The 16,909-nt window shown below is 45.9% G+C and carries 11 protein-coding genes; 8 read left to right on the top strand and 3 right to left on the bottom strand.

Annotated features, from left to right (window positions below; translation table 11 throughout):
- Nucleotides 1–234: 234 nt before the first annotated feature.
- A complete protein-coding gene (gene orn, locus AB6D93_RS07030) occupies nucleotides 235–780 on the bottom strand; it encodes an oligoribonuclease (protein ID WP_010434065.1) in 546 nt (181 codons plus the stop codon).
- Between the two features lie 150 nt (nucleotides 781–930).
- Here orn and rsgA point away from each other — a divergent pair, with 150 nt between their 5' ends.
- The 4 genes from rsgA to AB6D93_RS07010 all read left to right on the top strand — a co-directional run bounded on the left by rsgA (nucleotide 931) and on the right by AB6D93_RS07010 (nucleotide 5,757).
- Nucleotides 931–1,986, top strand: coding sequence for a small ribosomal subunit biogenesis GTPase RsgA (rsgA, locus tag AB6D93_RS07025; protein ID WP_017061306.1), 1,056 nt, complete (start codon nucleotides 931–933; stop codon nucleotides 1,984–1,986).
- 125 nt (nucleotides 1,987–2,111) lie between these two features.
- Nucleotides 2,112–3,032: an archaetidylserine decarboxylase gene (gene asd / locus AB6D93_RS07020; RefSeq protein ID WP_017063172.1), complete on the top strand. Its 921-nt coding sequence runs from the start codon at nucleotides 2,112–2,114 to the stop codon at nucleotides 3,030–3,032.
- Between the two features lie 308 nt (nucleotides 3,033–3,340).
- Nucleotides 3,341–4,756: a DASS family sodium-coupled anion symporter gene (locus AB6D93_RS07015; protein ID WP_017061303.1), complete on the top strand. Its 1,416-nt coding sequence runs from the start codon at nucleotides 3,341–3,343 to the stop codon at nucleotides 4,754–4,756.
- Between the two features lie 113 nt (nucleotides 4,757–4,869).
- Complete coding sequence (locus AB6D93_RS07010) at nucleotides 4,870–5,757, top strand: DMT family transporter (RefSeq protein ID WP_102332662.1); 888 nt, start codon at nucleotides 4,870–4,872, stop codon at nucleotides 5,755–5,757.
- An 85-nt stretch (nucleotides 5,758–5,842) separates the two neighbouring features.
- Here the strand turns inward: AB6D93_RS07010 and epmA are convergent, their stop codons facing one another.
- On the bottom strand, nucleotides 5,843–6,814 hold the full coding sequence (epmA, locus tag AB6D93_RS07005; RefSeq protein WP_102332661.1) for an elongation factor P--(R)-beta-lysine ligase: 972 nt from the start codon (nucleotides 6,812–6,814) through the stop codon (nucleotides 5,843–5,845).
- Nucleotides 6,815–7,265: 451 nt separating this feature from the next.
- Between epmA and frdA the strand changes: the two genes are divergently transcribed.
- The 4 genes from frdA to frdD are packed head-to-tail and all read left to right on the top strand — an operon-like array spanning nucleotide 7,266 to nucleotide 10,655.
- A complete protein-coding gene (gene frdA / locus AB6D93_RS07000) occupies nucleotides 7,266–9,107 on the top strand; it encodes a fumarate reductase (quinol) flavoprotein subunit (protein WP_102332660.1) in 1,842 nt (613 codons plus the stop codon).
- On the top strand, nucleotides 9,107–9,871 hold the full coding sequence (locus tag AB6D93_RS06995; RefSeq protein WP_102332659.1) for a succinate dehydrogenase/fumarate reductase iron-sulfur subunit: 765 nt from the start codon (nucleotides 9,107–9,109) through the stop codon (nucleotides 9,869–9,871). The genes frdA and AB6D93_RS06995 overlap by 1 nt, the downstream gene beginning before the upstream one ends.
- A 1-nt stretch (nucleotide 9,872) precedes the next feature.
- Nucleotides 9,873–10,256, top strand: a complete 384-nt coding sequence (gene frdC / locus AB6D93_RS06990; RefSeq protein ID WP_017061300.1) for a fumarate reductase subunit FrdC — start codon at nucleotides 9,873–9,875, stop codon at nucleotides 10,254–10,256.
- Between the two features lie 12 nt (nucleotides 10,257–10,268).
- Nucleotides 10,269–10,655, top strand: coding sequence for a fumarate reductase subunit FrdD (gene frdD, locus AB6D93_RS06985; RefSeq protein ID WP_102332658.1), 387 nt, complete (start codon nucleotides 10,269–10,271; stop codon nucleotides 10,653–10,655).
- A gap of 74 nt (nucleotides 10,656–10,729) precedes the next feature.
- Here frdD and AB6D93_RS06980 read toward each other — a convergent pair whose 3' ends face one another.
- On the bottom strand, nucleotides 10,730–16,546 hold the full coding sequence (locus tag AB6D93_RS06980; RefSeq protein ID WP_240799506.1) for a hypothetical protein: 5,817 nt from the start codon (nucleotides 16,544–16,546) through the stop codon (nucleotides 10,730–10,732).
- Between the last annotated feature and the right edge of the window lie 363 nt (nucleotides 16,547–16,909).

The following is a 16,909-nucleotide window of genomic DNA, read 5'->3' as shown; positions in this document are numbered from 1 at the left end:
ACCGATGACCTCAACCTTGGCAAGGTTGCGCTCTACCAACTGAGCTAGTATCGCAATCTGAAAACGTCTTTCTCCGTTCAGGGCTGCGAATTATAAGAGCATTTTTTTGTGATGCAAGTCCTTAATGCAAAATTACGAAACTTTTTACTCAACTGCTGTAAAAGCACACAGATTTGCAAAAAAAACGGCTCTTATGTCCCTGAAAAGTTAGATAAACGTGATCATTTTATTCGACTAGATGTTAATAATCGTTTTTCGGTAGTACTGCAGCTCGGCGATCGACTCTCGAATATCGTCTAACGCAAGGTGACTTCCCGACTTAGAAAAACCATCTAACACTTCAGGTTTCCAACGACGAGTCAGCTCTTTCAGAGTGCTTACGTCAACATAGCGGTAGTGGAAGTACTCTTCTAACTCTGGCATGTGCTTGTATAGGAAACGACGGTCTTGACCAATGCTGTTGCCACAAATTGGTGACTTACCTTTTGGTACCCATTTTTCAAGAAACTCAATGGTTTGTTGGATGGCATCTTGCTCTGAAACCGTGCTTTCTTGAATTCGCTTCACGAGGCCGCTGCCAGTGTGAGTCGTTGTACACCACTCGTCCATCTTGTCCAATTCACTCTGAGGTTGGTGAATAGCCAAAACAGGTCCTTCAGCCAGGATGTTAAGCTCACTATCAGTAACGATAGTAGCAATTTCAATGATTTTATGAGTTTCAGGATCAAGTCCTGTCATCTCTAGATCAACCCAAATAAGGTTCTGATCGCTAAAGGACATAAGGCGTCGCCTATTTGTTTATGTGTAAAAGAGGTACTATACCCAAATAACTATACTCAAACTAGCTTTAGGACCATCGAAATCACGTGGTACCAGCAACATCCTGTTTGAGTCCCCAATCATCAAGTTAGATGTGTTAAGTGAAAAATTGTGGCTAAAAAAAAGAAGTTAACCAAAGGTCAAGTACGTCGTGTACGTAGCAACCAGAACAAGCGACTCAAGAAAGAAGATTCTATCCAATGGGATGAGAACATGCTTGGCGGAACCAAAAGCGGACTCGTGATTACGCGCTTTGGCCAACATGCTGATATCGAAGATCTTGAAACTAACGAAGTTCATCGTTGTAACTTACGCCGTAGTATCGAGACTTTAGTTTCTGGTGACCGAGTGACTTGGCGCGCAGGCTTAGAATCAATGGCCGGTATTTCTGGCGTTGTGGAAGCGGTTGAGCCGAGAACTTCAATGCTGACTCGCCCTGATTACTACGATGGCCTAAAGCCAGTAGCTGCGAACGTCGACCAAATGGTTATCGTATCGGCTGTGCTACCAGAGCTATCACTTAATATTATCGACCGTTACCTAATTGCTTCAGAAACGGTAAACATCGCGCCGCTTGTTGTACTGAACAAGGTCGATCTACTGACTGATGAGCAGATTGCTGAATACCGTGAAACACTTAAAGAGTACGAGAAGATCGGCTATAAAGTGATGTTCGTGAGTAAAGAGTCTGGCTACGGCATCAAAGAGCTGGAAGCTGAACTCAAAGACCGTATCAACATCTTTGTTGGTCAATCGGGTGTGGGTAAATCAAGCCTAGTGAATGCATTAATGCCTACGCTAGACATTGAAGAAGGCGAAGTCTCTGAGAACTCAGGTCTTGGTCAGCACACAACCACGGCAGCTCGTTTATACCACTTCCCTTCTGGTGGTGATCTGATTGATTCACCAGGAGTGCGTGAATTCGGCCTATGGCACCTAGAGGCCGACGAAATCACTGAAGCCTTTATCGAGTTCAAGCCTTACCTTGGCGGTTGTAAGTTCCGTGACTGTAAACACATTGATGACCCAGGCTGCATCCTGCGCGAAGCGGTAGAAAACGGAAAGATCAGTCGATTACGTTTCGACAACTACCACCGCATCATTGAAAGCATGGCGAGTAACAAAGATAACCGTCAGTATTCACGCAACAAAAAAGCCGATCTCTAATCGCGTTTTTGTGAACAAATGTGTGCATTTACTGACAATTGGCGCGAATTTAAGTAACATCTCGCGCCCTAAACCGTCATCGACAGATTTAATTGAAAAACAATTAGCATTGGAAAATTAATACAATGGATAAGATTAAAGTTGGATTGCAGTACTGGATTCCACAACATGGATTAACTCGCCTAGTCGGCAAACTTGCGTCTGCTAAAGCGGGCGGCTTAACGACAGCGATCATCAACTGGTTCATCAAGCAATACAAAGTGAACATGGATGAAGCTCTGCATAGCGATCCAAAACACTTTAAAACATTCAATGAATTCTTCGTGCGTGAATTGAAAGAAGGCATGCGTCCCATCGCCGAAGGTGAATCTGTTATTGTTCACCCTGCAGATGCACGTGTGAGCCAATTTGGCCCAATTACTGACGGTCAACTGATTCAAGCGAAAGGCCATAACTACTCAGCTCGCGAGCTATTGGGTGGTGATGCTGCGCTAGCGGATGAATTTAAAGACGGTGAATTCGCAACGCTTTACCTGTCTCCAAGTGATTACCACCGCGTGCACATGCCATGCGACGGCACACTGCGCCAGATGATCTACGTTCCAGGTGACCTTTTCTCAGTTAACCCGTTAACGGCAGAAAACGTTCCAAACCTATTCGCACGTAATGAGCGTGTCGTTTGTATCTTCGATACGGAATTTGGCCCAATGGCACAAGTGCTGGTTGGCGCAACGATCGTAGGTAGCATCGAGCAAGTATGGGCAGGTACCATCACCCCACCTCGTGGTAACTCGGTTTACAAATGGGATTACCCTGCACAAGGTGACAAAGCGATCATCTTGAAGAAAGGCGAAGAGATGGGCCGCTTTAAGCTTGGTTCAACCGTTATCAACCTGTTCGCTAAAGATGCGATCAAGTTTGACGACACTATGCAAAATGGCGAGAAAACGGTTCTTGGTACACCTTTCGCGCACATTGCTGGCAAAGAAGCGCAAGCAAATGACGATGTTGTTACCGATTCTGCTGAGAACACTGACCAAGCTTAACAATTTGAGTTAACTCATTTAAGCTTTCAAGGCGCGTTACTTTTTCTATTTCAGAGAAGAACGCGCCTTTTTCTTAACTCTACCGATTCATTTGCTACTCAAGCTCTAACAACTCAATCTTTCAAACCCTGCCCAGCCACCTGCTGCTTCTCACTCTTGTCTCTAATTGCCCAGATAAAAGATTGACCAAAAACAAAACAACTGTCGAAACCTTAAACAACTTTTTGATTTTCCAACCCGTCTCCAAGTACCAGAAATCCAGATAACTTACTCTATTTGAAGATATTTTATTTATAGGGTCTTTGTACATGCCTAAACTCAATGTTGGCGTTCTGGTCAAGCTGTTGATTTGTTTTGCGATTCCCTTAGGCGTGTTATTCATGCCGATAGATTCAATACCAATCGATGATCTCACGCTGATTCAACACCGCCTGTTGGCGATATTCTTATTAGCAGCCCTGCTGTGGGTGCTTGAACCTGTACCGGTATTCGCCACTTCCATTTTGATCATTGCGCTTGAACTGGTGATGATATCTGACAAAGGTTTACACCTATTTAGAAATCCACCAGCGGGGCACGATCTCGGTGAGTTAATCAAATATACCGACATCTTCGGTGCATTTTCGTCACCGATCATCATCCTTTTCATGGGTGGTTTTGCTCTTGCGATATCCGCATCCAAGTATGAACTCGATAACAACCTAGCTCGAGTGCTTCTCAAACCATTTGGTACAGAGCCGCGCTTCATTATGCTCGGCTTAATGCTGATCACCGCCGTGTTCTCAATGTTCATGTCAAATACCGCAACGACGGTAATGATGCTTGCGCTGCTCGGCCCTATCGTGGCATCTGCACCAAAAGGCGATATGGGTATCAAAGCGCTCGTGTTGTGTATTCCAATTGCTGCCAATACTGGCGGTATCGCAACCCCAATCGGTACACCGCCCAATGCCATCGCGCTGCAATACCTAACGGGTGAAAATACCATCGACTTCCTCAGCTGGATGATGATGGGCTTACCCTTTGTGATCATCCAACTCACCATCGCTTGGTTTCTTCTACAAAAACTCTTCCCTTCTAAAGAAAGAAACATGGTGCTCAAGCTTGATGGACAATTTAGAAAGAGCTGGCGAGCGATTGTGGTTTACATCACCTTCGCTGCGACAATCTTATTGTGGATGACCACCAAACTGCACGGCATGAACACCTATGTCGTGTCTATCATTCCACTGGCTGTGTTTACGCTCACTGGCATCATGGGCAAAGAAGAACTCAAGCTGATTAACTGGGATGTGTTGTGGCTGGTCGCAGGTGGTATTGCGATTGGTATTGGCTTAGATAAAACAGGCTTAGCCGCTGCACTCGCACACGCAATTGACTATGAATCGCTGTCACCTGCAGCTGTGGTACTGACATTGTCTATCGTGTGTTGGTTAATGGCGAACTTCATGTCAAACACTGCGACGGCCAACTTGCTGATGCCGATAGCCGCTGCAATTGGTGCTTCCATGGAAAGCCTAGTTGCGATTGGTGGTCTGCAAGGCTTGCTGGTTGTGGTCGCCTTCTCTGCGTCACTTGGCATGATTCTGCCCGTATCGACACCACCAAACTCACTGGCCTACTCGACCGGGCTTATCGAAAGCAAAGACATGGCGAAGATGGGCATCATCTTAGGTATTGTGGGCTTGCTGATGGTTTACCTCGCCCTGTTTATCATCACCTAGCACGTTAATCCCTACTAATGCCCTTCCAGATAGTAATCACGTCTTTGCTATCTGGAAGGTTTAGTGCATATTGAATCCCCCACTTCTACATTTTGACACGGACGTACACTTCAATGGGATTCGAATGGTTGGCTCTTGCTGCCGCTTTTCTTTGGGCTATCGCGAGCCTGATGTCAGTAAAGCCTGCTCAACACTTAGGTTCTTTCGCCTATAGCCGTTGGCGCATGGGTTGCACTGCTATCATCTTATCGAGCATGGCTTGGTTTACTGGTGGCTGGTCAACGGTCGAAGCAGACCTCGTCACGCCGATGATGCTGTCTGGGCTAATTGGCATCTTCATTGGTGATACCGCCCTATTTGCTTGTTTGAACAGAATGGGACCGCGCCAAGCAGGTTTGCTGTTCTCTTGTCACGCCGTGTTCTCGGCAATTCTTGGTTACTTCCTATTTAGCGAAAGCATGACTTCGGTGGAGCTGATTGGCTCGGCTTTGGTGTTTAGCGGCGTTTTAACCGCGATATTCTTTGGTCGTCGAGGACAAGCCAACAACCAACTCGAAACCATCAAGGGCACCGTGTGGATTGGTGTAGCTCTCGGAATCACTGCCGCTATTTGCCAAGCCTTGGGCGGTATTATTGCAAAACCCGTGATGCAAACCAGCATAGACCCTGTTGCCGCTTCAGCGATTCGTATGATCACCGCTTTTGTTGCTCACTCCGCATTTCGTCTAACTGGCGCTAAGCTCTCACGCGCAATTAACCCGATGAATGGTCAAATATTCGCGATTACCGCAGTGAACGGCTTTCTTGCTATGGCGGTGGGAATGACGCTGATCTTGTATGCACTGAAAGAAGGAAATGTCGGCATGGTTGCTCTGTTGTCTTCAACCACACCTATCATGTTGTTACCAATACTTTGGCTGTACACCAAACAGAGACCAAATGCCTACGCTTGGATCGGTGCCATTGTTGCCGTAGTGGGTACTGGTATTCTAGTCAGCTAGCTAGTGAAGTTAATTGGCAGCTGATTGGAAACTGAGAGTGAATAGCTAATGACTATTCACTCTCAGTAAAAACAAAAGCAAAAAGTTAAGAACGTGGGAAAGGAAAAGCCGTCACGTCATCGATGTGGTCATAACCTAACGCCAGCATGATCAGACGATCAATACCTAAAGCAACACCCGCACAGTCTGGTAAGCCCGCTTTTAATGCCTCAATCAAGTGATGGTCAATCGGTTGAGGCGATAAGCCCATCTCAATACGTTTGGCATTGTCATCTTCAAAGCGCTTGAGCTGCTCTTGTGGCTTATCTAATTCATGGAAGCCGTTTGCCAATTCAATCCCTTTAAAGTACACCTCAAAGCGATCCGCCACTCGCGGGTCCTCAGGATTAATCTTAGCCAATGCCGCTTGTGAAGCCGGAAAGTCATAAACAAACGCAGGGACTTGTTGGCCTATTTTGGCTTCAACCCCAATACTAAACAGCAACTGCAGCAAGGTATCACGATCTTCTTCAGGGTCAGCTATATCGCTGAGCCCAAGTTTTGCTGCGGCTTGCTTTAGCGTAGCCATCGAATCTTCCAGTGGACACACACCTAACACGTCAATAAAGGCTTGTTGGTAAGTCATTCGCTCTGCTGAGCCCGATTTAAGTACCTGCTGTAACAGCAAATCCATTTCATCCATCAGGTCATGGTGATCAAAGCCAACGCGATACCACTCCAACATGGTGAACTCAGGGTTGTGGTAACGGCCATTTTCTTCGTTACGGAAAGACTTACAAATTTGGTAAATACAGCCACTGCCCGCCGCTAATAGACGTTTCATATGAAACTCAGGGCTAGTCATAAAGAACAGAGGCTGACCGTGCGCATAACCCGGCCCTACGAATTCAGTTTTGAAAGTATGCAAATGCACGTCCGTCACCGTGGCGTGGCTCATCGCAGGCGTATCCACTTCCATCACGTTTCGCTCAGCAAAGAACTGACGAATTTGATTAAGGATATCAGCACGTTGCTTTAACTGTTTAATGGTTGCGGCCGGTTGCCATGTAGAGTGCATTATTGAGTTCCATATTACTGAATTCTAGGCGACGAAAATTACCACCTTTCATCGCTTTTGTAAGCTTCTATCTTTCTATTCGTGAAAGCAAAATGTTGTTTTAATGAAGCCAGAAAATTACGTTCTACAATACAATTATCAATACATATTTCACATCAACATTGATAACAAAAATCATACTCAACAAGCCGTTAACACCCGTCCTGTGGGTTAATCGTTATCAACGATTCATTGCCGTGATTGCAGTCACATAACCTATAATTTCTATGCCTCCATATGCATTACCGACCTAAAAACCCAAATGCATCAACTTTTCGAATACCTTCCTCTCTTACACTGAACCTACCACTTAAGGCTTAGGGGTGCTAAATGGTTCCTACAATTTAGAACCTCCTAAATAGGCTTTTTATAATAACAAGCGGAATACTCCGCATCACACTGGAGAATAACTGTGAAGACAATTACCACAGATATCGCAGTCATCGGCGCAGGCGGCGCTGGTCTTCGTACAGCTATTGCTGCGGCTGAAGCTAATCCTGAACTGGAAGTAGCACTGATTTCTAAAGTTTACCCAATGCGTTCGCACACGGTAGCGGCAGAAGGCGGTTCAGCAGCGGTAATTAAAGACGAAGATAGCCTAGATAACCACTTCAACGATACTGTTGGCGGTGGCGACTGGCTATGTGAACAGGATGTTGTTGAATACTTTGTTGAAAACTCGACTCGCGAAATGATCCAAATGGAACAATGGGGCTGCCCATGGAGTCGTAAAGAAAACGGTGAAGTAAACGTACGCCGATTCGGCGGTATGAAAGTAGAGAGAACGTGGTTCGCAGCGGATAAAACCGGCTTCCACATGCTTCATACTCTGTTCCAGACTTCGATGAAGTACGACACAATCAAACGATTTGATGAGTACTTTGTGGTGGACCTTCTCGTAGAAAACCAGAGCGGCGTTGAAGATGGCGAAGTACAAGGCCTAATCGCGATTCACATGTCTGAAGGTGAGCTTGTTACCATCAAAGCAAAATCTGTTGTTCTAGCAACCGGTGGCGCAGGTCGTGTTTACCACTGTAATACCAACGGCGGCATCGTAACTGGCGACGGTATGGCAATGGCTTATCGCCACGGTGTACCACTGCGTGATATGGAGTTCGTTCAATACCACCCAACAGGCCTACCGGGCACTGGCATCTTGATGACCGAAGGTTGTCGTGGTGAAGGCGGTATCATCGTCAACAAGAACGGCTACCGTTACCTGCAAGATTACGGCATGGGCCCTGAAACTCCAGTGGGCGAGCCGAAAAACAAATACATGGAACTGGGTCCTCGTGACAAAGTTTCTCAAGCATTCTGGCACGAGCAGCAGAAAGGCAACACCATCAAGCACCCACTTGGTGATGTCGTACACCTTGACCTTCGCCACCTTGGTGAAGAGTACCTACAAGAGCGTCTACCGTTCATCTGTGAGCTAGCAAAAGCGTACGTAAACGTAGACCCAGCAAAAGAGCCGATCCCAATTCGTCCAACCGTTCACTACACCATGGGTGGTATTGAAACTAACGGTACCTGTGAAACTCGTATTAAAGGCCTATTCGCCGTTGGTGAATGTGCTTCAGTTGGCCTACACGGTGCAAACCGCCTAGGTTCTAACTCACTGGCTGAGTTCGTGGTATTTGGCCGCGTTGCTGGTGAAGAAGCGGTGAAACGCGCTGCTGAATTCAAAGGCTGGAACGAAGAGTCTATCGCTAAGCAAGTGAAAGCGGTTGAAGATCGCATCGCAGGCATCTTGGCTCAAGAAGGCGACGAGAACTGGGCTGATATCCGTACTGAAATGGGTCACACCATGGAAGCGGGTTGTGGTATCTACCGTCAAGAAGACTTGATGCAAAAGACCATCGACAAACTCACTGAACTGAAAGCTCGCTACAAGAAGATCAGCATTAAAGACAAAGGCAAAGTATTCAACACTGACCTACTTTACGCTATCGAAGTGGGTTACGGTCTTGAAGTTGCAGAAGCGATGGTTCACTCAGCGATCCTTCGTAAAGAGTCTCGCGGTGCACACCAACGTCTAGACGACAACTGCACAGAACGTGATGACGTAAACTTCCTGAAACACTCTCTATCTTTCTACAACGAAGATGCAGCACCAACCATCGACTACAGCGGCGTTAAGATCACCAAATCTCAACCTAAAGCTCGTCTGTACGGTGAAGCTGCAGAGAAAGCCGCTGCCGCTGAAAAAGCAGCAGAAGAGAATGCGAAGAAGAGCGAAGAGGAGCAAGCATAATGTCAGCGAATCGAATCCAAAAAATTGAAATCCTGCGTTATGACCCTGAGCACGATGCAGAACCTCACTTTCAAACCTTTGAAGTACCATTTGATGAAACCATGTCGGTACTTGATGCGATTGGTTACATCAAAGATAACCTAGATAAAGACCTGTCTTACCGTTGGTCTTGTCGTATGGCGATTTGTGGTTCTTGCGGCATCATGGTTGATGGCGTGCCAAAACTGGCATGTAAGAGCTTCTTACGTGATTACCCGAATGGCTTCAAGATTGAGCCTTTGGCTAACTTCCCAATCGAAAAAGATTTGATTGTCGACATGACACCGTTCATCGAACGCCTTGAAGCAATCAAGCCTTACATCATTGGTAACGACCGTAAGCCAGAAGACGGCACGAACATCCAAACTCCAGAGCAAATGGCGAAATACAAACAGTTCGCTGGCTGCATCAACTGTGGTTTGTGTTACGCAGCATGTCCTCAGTTTGGTCTAAACCCTGAGTTCATTGGCCCTGCGGCACTTGCTCTTGCTCACCGCTACAACCTAGATAGCCGTGACAATGGTAAAGCTGAGCGCATGAAGCTTATCAATGGCGACAACGGCGCTTGGGGCTGTACGTTTGTAGGTTACTGTTCTGACGTTTGTCCGAAGAAAGTAGACCCAGCGGCTGCAGTAAACCAAGGCAAAGTTGAGTCTTCAATGGACTTAGTTATTTCGATGTTCAAGCCTGATGGATCGCAAGTAAAAACAGCAGAGGAGGCATAATATGAGCAATCGTAAGCCTTATGTTCGTGAGATGAAGAGAACGTGGTGGAGCAACCATCCGTTCTACCGCTTCTACATGCTACGTGAAGCGACTGTACTGCCTTTGATTTTATTCACTCTGTTCCTAACCTTCGGTTTGGGTGCACTAGTGAAAGGGCCTGAAGCTTGGGCTGGTTGGTTGAGCTTTATGGCTAACCCTATCGTTGTTGGTATCAACATCGTGGCACTGCTAGGCAGCTTGCTGCACGCTCAAACCTTCTTCAGCATGATGCCTCAAGTAATGCCAATCCGTCTTAAAGGCAAATTGGTTGATAAAAAAATCATCGTACTGACCCAGTGGGCAGCGGTGGCTTTTATTTCTTTAATCGTTCTTGTTGTGGTGTAAGGAGCTTTCGTTATGAACACAAATTACAAAGTAAAACCTGTTAACCACAACCCACAACGCTCTGATGAGCCAATCTGGTGGGGCCTATTTGGCGCTGGCGGTACTTGGTTTGCGATGATCACACCAATCACGGTTCTAGTGTTAGGTATCTTAGTGCCAATGGGCATCATTGATGCTGACGCAATGAGCTACGAGCGTGTGTCTGAATTCGCCACCAGCATTATCGGTGCGCTATTCATCATCGGTACGCTAGCACTGCCAATGTGGCACGCAATGCACCGTCTTCACCACGGCATGCACGACCTTAAGTTCCATGTCGGTGTTGCGGGTAAAGTTGGCTGCTACTTCTTCGCAGGCCTAATCAGCGCACTGTCTATTATCTTCATTTTTATGATTTAACAGTTAAATAGAAAACGCCTAGGTTTGACCCTAGGCGTTTATTCTATGCTAGATGATAAGTCTATGCGTTACGGCTATTCAAACCCCACAAATCGCATCACACCTGAGGTTATCTCCGCTTCTCCCTCTGCCGGCGCAGGGTTGCTCCAGGTTGGATCGCTCCAGAAGGATTTAGTCGTAATATACTCTCCATCTTGATCAACCTTATTCCAGGTGTCTTTGGCTCCTATAAATTCCTCTTCGGTTATGGTTAAGGTCACCTCACCATTCAAAATCACCCAATCGAACCCGAACAATCCCTCATCATCGTCAAAGTAGCCAGTACCGTTACTATGGAACACAACCTCTTCTTCAACTACAGCCATGACGGTGCCATTTATCTCCCAAAGATCGATGAGCTCCCAACGAGAACTTTCACTGCCATTACCTGTGAAATCAGACTCTATAAACTGAGCACCACCAACGGTACAGTTGGCGACTGCGCTGTCATAGTCCGAACGAGTGCCAAAGTCAGAGGGTTGGTCCGTAAAATCATCCCACGGTGAATCACCATCCTCACAGACCGTTACTGTTCCCTCGTAGGTAACATTTGTAAGCACCTCCTCTGAACCATCCCTAGAGATAGTTAATTCATCATCAGTTTGTGATAAAAGTACCCATTGCTCGGTTGAGGTATCTTCATAAGTTATCATCATGGTATTAGCTGAAGTTTTCATCCAACTGTTCCCATAGGTCTCAGTGCCATCATTGCCGATATAGCTCATACTGCCGTTATCATGGAAAAAGAGGGTGTTACCATCGTACTCCATCAATACCAAGTTAGTCGGGTCAAACTGCAGAGCGTTTCTATCTTGTTGCACCACGGTATCTGCCCATATCCAACTTTCAGTCACACCGCCTAACGTTTCTTCCTCGAAGAACTTAATTGACCAAGTTTGCTCCATTGACTCTAATAACGCCCAGTAAGTCGTGAAGCTCTCCGATTCATCAGAATAGCTAACCTTAATAAAGCCATCTTCTATGGCCCAGTCATCGATATAGTCACCACCCTCACTCTTCAATACATGTACAGTACCATCAGCATTGAACAAGTAATCACGAGTATCTCCATTGCCTTTAACGCGTTGGAAGTTTAGACCCTCGACCATCTCACTGGTAATGTGAGTTCGACCGCCACAATCCGTGATCGCCGTTTCGTAGTCACTCATACTCGGGATAGGTTGCCCCTCAACAGGTTCTGCATCACCGATGTAGCACTCTTCAAGCACAATCGGACGATCTTGTTGAATAATAGTATCCATCCAGATATAGCTACTTGATTGACCGTCCACAACTTCGTTCTCATAGAACTTGATTGACCACGTATCATCCAACGAATCTAACAGTGCCCAGTAAGTCGTGAAGCTCTCCGATTCATCAGAATAGCTGATCTTAACCAAGCCATCTTCTATGACCCAATCGTCAGTATAGTTACCGCCCTCTCCCTTCAATACATGCACTGTGCCATCAGCATTGAACAAGTAGTCACGAGTATTTCCATTGCCTTTAACGCGTTGGAAGTTTAGACCCTCGACCATTTCGCTGGTAATGTGAGTTCGACCGCCACAATCCGTAATCGCAAGCTCATAGTCAGCCATGATTGGGCTTGACTGATCATCGCTATCACCCAAGTAGCAGGTAAATAGGTAATCGCTCAACACTACACCATCTTCTATAGACTGTGCGGCAATACCATTGAAAGCGTACATAGTATCGTCCGACGGTTCAGCACTTGGCGCCTCAATCTCACCTACCGTAAGTTCACCATTGTACATGCTAAAGATCATGGTAGGCGTATCCCCCTCTCCCATGTAGGGCATAGCCTCAACTGGTACGGTAAATTCGACGATATCTTCACCGTGTAATGTGTAACGTAAGTAATCCGCAGTAGCGACGCGACTTGCCGTTCCTGCGTCCCAATCAAAGAAGTAATAATGCGCCGTGCCATCACTCACTAACTCGATATCAAAGTCTAGATAGAGGCCAACAGAGGTAGTAAGATCTGTGGAAACCGACTCACCGACCGACTGCGACACAATAATGTCGTCCAGACTTGTAATAGAGCTACCATCCGTATCATAACCGACGTCAGAGAACCTCACGTACGGACTACCACCCTCCCATAGGAAGTACTGGTTTACGGCTGGAGAGAAGGTAAACATTACCGCTTGTGAGCCTTCAGCGAACCTCGCCTCTTCCATGAAGTCGAACCACTCAAAGTAGACTTCATACAATGCCATACCCGATAGGTTTACCACTTCTGATTCTACTGAATAATAGAAACTGGAATTGTCTTCTGGATAGGCAATAAGTTGCTCTCCAGAGAAGTCTATCGTATAACCTACCGGAGTTTGCCAGCCGTTTTCAGTGAGCTGTACGTCCCCCTCAGCTTCAAGTGGTAGCTGGATAAAGGATTGATCACCACGGTACTGTATGAGTTCCGTAAGGGTTAACGTATCACCGCCATAACTCAAGGTTTCTTTAAACAGAATATCTACGAACGATAGTTCGCTCCAATCGCTGAAGAATCCGTAAAGAGTCCCCTCTTGCTCCGCAAACTCTTGGGCGGTAATAGTCCACTTATTTGGGTCGGTTGGATAAAGGTCTTCACCGTCATAAACGCCGTCTTCATCTGAATCAGCATTATTCGGATCTAAACCTTCGGTTGCATTCTCATGGTTATCGCCTAAACCATCACTATCAGAATCCGCCCACTCTAATGAGTCATAAGGGAAGGCATCGCTATTGTCGCCAACATAGTCACCATCACTATCATCCCATTCATTTGGATCATTAGGGAAAGCATCCTCGTAGTCTTTAAAGCCATCGTCGTCGCTATCTTGATTTAAAAACTCTGCAAGATAATCTTGCGCAGCTGTCTCGTCTAAGAAGAACACTCCTAGACTGTTATGCCAACTAAACGCTTCCTCCGTTAGGTCCATGCTCCAAGTGTCTATGCCCCTGCGATAGTAAGCATTGTGCCAAGGCCAAGGATTCTCAACATCCGGGACCATAAGCACCATATCAACATCATTCACTCCGGTAAACGAACCAGGAACCACACCACTATCACCAAGATCCAGTGTAACCAGTGTTGGAATACCAGTATCAGTGAACAGATAGTCTTGTGTTACGACGTGCCATTGAATTGGCCCATTGTCATCGTATTGGAAACTGCTTGTAGGTAACAGCGTAGCGTATCGGCTCAGGCCTGGAATGATTTGGTCATCAATAAGCTCCAACTCTGTGCCAGCAACACGGGCATCCTCTACCTGTTGTGGTAGATCCACAACAGCTTGTGTTCCCCACTCATCAAATGAGGTAGCAACCCAAAGGCCATTAGATTGTTTCTGGTAAACGCGATAGGCCTGTCCGACGTTATCTGTGTCAGTCGTAAATGAATAATCAGTTAATGGGTAGTGCTGCCACTCTATGTGTTTATTTTCTTCCACATCACTAACAGAGCGAGACACTGCATTCCATTCATTGAACAAAGTATTTTTTGGATCACTATCGACAATAAGTTGAGTATTCGTCTCCTCGTCTAGAACCGTACGCTCTCCACTTTCAAGAACATCACCATTAATCAGTACCTCTTTGCGGTAGTAATTCCAGTACGCTGTGAGATCGTCCCATTTGCCATCATTAAAGTTAAAGTCTGCGTACTCATGGAATTCACCATCTTGTGGGTTTGCCCATATTGGTGTCGAATATTCGTAGACATAGCTACCATCAGGGATATTATTAAATCGAAGTTCAACATTGATGTAACCGTCTGCACCCCAGTCCTGCTTAGACTCCACGAAACTCTGCACGTAATCCTGCGTTACAGTGGTTAAAGTCTGAACCCATTGAGCTTGATGGGTTTGAACATCGTCGATATCAAAGCCATTTACCGTGTATTCGGTTAACGTTTCGACCGCTTGAACGCCCTCTGCGACGTCCTCAAATTCCACTGATACACTATGTATTGTATCTATTTGAGATAAGTCATTTGGGTGAACTCTAGATGTTAAGGCTACGCCTTGTTCATAGACACGACCATTACCGCCGAAACCGCCCTCAAGAGATGCATCACCCTCATCGATATAGCGCCAATACGTCTCGCTTGTTTCGGTTCTAGTACCAATTTCAAGAGACATGCCTTCGTAACGTGCAGTACCATCGAGGTTATAGTCGTACGCAAAGGTCTGGATACGAGTAAAGTCATCATTTAACAGGTGATCGACACTTTGTGTCGTGCCATATACCACGTCATCAGCAGTGATATATTGAGTAGTTATGGTGGTAACAATCTCTCCGCTATTCAGTGTCTCAACCATTTCTTCGACCTCAATATCCAGTGTAATGATATCGCGATCTGTTATGTTTAAAACTGCTACATCAGTTGCACTAACATTGGCCACAACATCAGCAATTGACTTATTTCCATCCTCTGGATGAACATCGGCATTATTACCAACGCCATCACCGTCCACATCGACCCATTCGGTCGCATCGGTTGGGAATTCATCAACATCATTGTTGTAACTGTCGTTATCCGTATCGTTTGGATACGGGTCATCCTCGTTATCGCCTAAGCCATCATCATCCGTATCTGCCCATTCGGTCGCATCGGTTGGGAATTCATCGGCATTATTACCAACGCCATCACCGTCCGTATCTAAGGACTCGTTGGGATCCGATGGGAATTCATCGGCATTATTACCAACACCATCACCGTCCGTATCTGCCCATTCGGTTGGGTCATTATCAAATACATCTTGATTGTCACCATAGCCATCAGAGTCATTATCAGCCCACTCAGTTGGATCTTGTGGGAAGACATCATCAATACTGTCTACCCCATCCGAATCATGGTCACCAGCACGAGAACGATCCGTCGGAAACGCATCATTGGCATCAGGGTAGATGTCATCTTCTCCGTCCACCGTATCATCATTTAGGTCGGCATTATTACCGATCTCATCACCATCGGAGTCCAGACTTTCATCGGGATCATTCGGAAAGTCATCTAAGTCATTGGGGACGCCGTCATCATCTGTGTCATTAGAAAAATCGACACCCTCTGTCGCACCACCAACATTATCAAATGTCTTATCGCTATCACCTGCAACTTCTTCAATTTTCTTTTTGATTTCATTATTCACAGATGCAGTCACAGAGATAAACTTAGTCCCTTTATCTTCACTTTCAGCAACTTCTTGCAACTCTTGAGGAGATGAAGGCAAAACATTTGAATCAACCAAGTTTTCAGCGGCATAAGCGGCAGCCTCAACACCTGACTCAACAAAATCACCTAAGATTTCATCTTCATCTAAGCCTAGCTGATCAGCGACTTGCTGAATGGCAGCTTGCTTTGCTGCTTCAACCGCAGCAGCATCGTCAGAATCTGTAGTGTTTTGCTCGATCAATATGTGAACTAGCGTACTCAAAGGGGTGACATCTTTTTCACCTGGAGGGGCTGACATAATATAGTCGTCAGACACCGTAACATCAGGTTCATCTTCATCAATCGTCTGCCCGGAGATCGCTTGCACAACGACAGGGTACTGTTCAGGGTTGTCGACATCGGTGACGTCTAAATCTGCAACTCCGCCATCACCAGAAATAGCATTAGGCTCACCGTCGTCTAAGACGTAGTTACCGTTAAGGTCTAACCAAATTCGAGCATGACGTAAATAACCATCAATTGCAGTCACACTGTATTTAGTCGTTTCAGCTGGGGAGCTGGGAGTCGAGGGAGTCTCACTCGGAGTCGTGGTTGACACGGTTGTATCATCGTCATCACATCCTGAAAGCCCGACGATACTAACCAAACCAAGAGCCAACTTAATTGCATCAAGTCTCATATCAATACCCACATAGTTGCTTAATAACATCGCGTATAAAGCTAGTAGACTCTACTCATTCTAACAATATTGTAATCAGCTTCCCTTCCCACCACACACATTCACAAAATCAATATTAAACAGTCACATATTGAATTGAGAGATTTTTGTTGCGATATATAAACGCCAACAACACCTTGTAAATCTATAAGTTAGATAAAATTTTTGATTTTCATCCAGAATACAACCAAAATATGACACTAGTCACATAATGTAGCCTTGTAACCAAGGTGAATCGCATCTGGCTTACTCACTCTTGATTTTCCAGCTCTTCGTATCTCGCATCCCGCATCTCGTTTACGCGAATCTGATCTTGGGATACAA

The sequence above is a fragment of the Vibrio sp. 10N.247.310.23 genome (assembly GCF_041467155.1).
Lineage (GTDB): Bacteria > Pseudomonadota > Gammaproteobacteria > Enterobacterales > Vibrionaceae > Vibrio > Vibrio crassostreae_C.
The sequence above is the reverse complement of the archived record's forward strand: the minus strand, read 5'-3'. Positions and strand labels throughout refer to the sequence as shown.

Coding starts and splice junctions, on each gene's coding strand:
- orn (WP_010434065.1), bottom strand. CDS start 780: ATGTCCTTTAGCGATCAGAACCTTATTTGGGTTGATCTAGAGATGACA.
- asd (WP_017063172.1), top strand. CDS start 2,112: ATGGATAAGATTAAAGTTGGATTGCAGTACTGGATTCCACAACATGGA.
- AB6D93_RS07015 (WP_017061303.1), top strand. CDS start 3,341: ATGCCTAAACTCAATGTTGGCGTTCTGGTCAAGCTGTTGATTTGTTTT.
- AB6D93_RS07010 (WP_102332662.1), top strand. CDS start 4,870: ATGGGATTCGAATGGTTGGCTCTTGCTGCCGCTTTTCTTTGGGCTATC.
- epmA (WP_102332661.1), bottom strand. CDS start 6,814: ATGCACTCTACATGGCAACCGGCCGCAACCATTAAACAGTTAAAGCAA.
- AB6D93_RS06995 (WP_102332659.1), top strand. CDS start 9,107: ATGTCAGCGAATCGAATCCAAAAAATTGAAATCCTGCGTTATGACCCT.
- frdC (WP_017061300.1), top strand. CDS start 9,873: ATGAGCAATCGTAAGCCTTATGTTCGTGAGATGAAGAGAACGTGGTGG.
- frdD (WP_102332658.1), top strand. CDS start 10,269: ATGAACACAAATTACAAAGTAAAACCTGTTAACCACAACCCACAACGC.
- AB6D93_RS06980 (WP_240799506.1), bottom strand. CDS start 16,546: ATGAGACTTGATGCAATTAAGTTGGCTCTTGGTTTGGTTAGTATCGTC.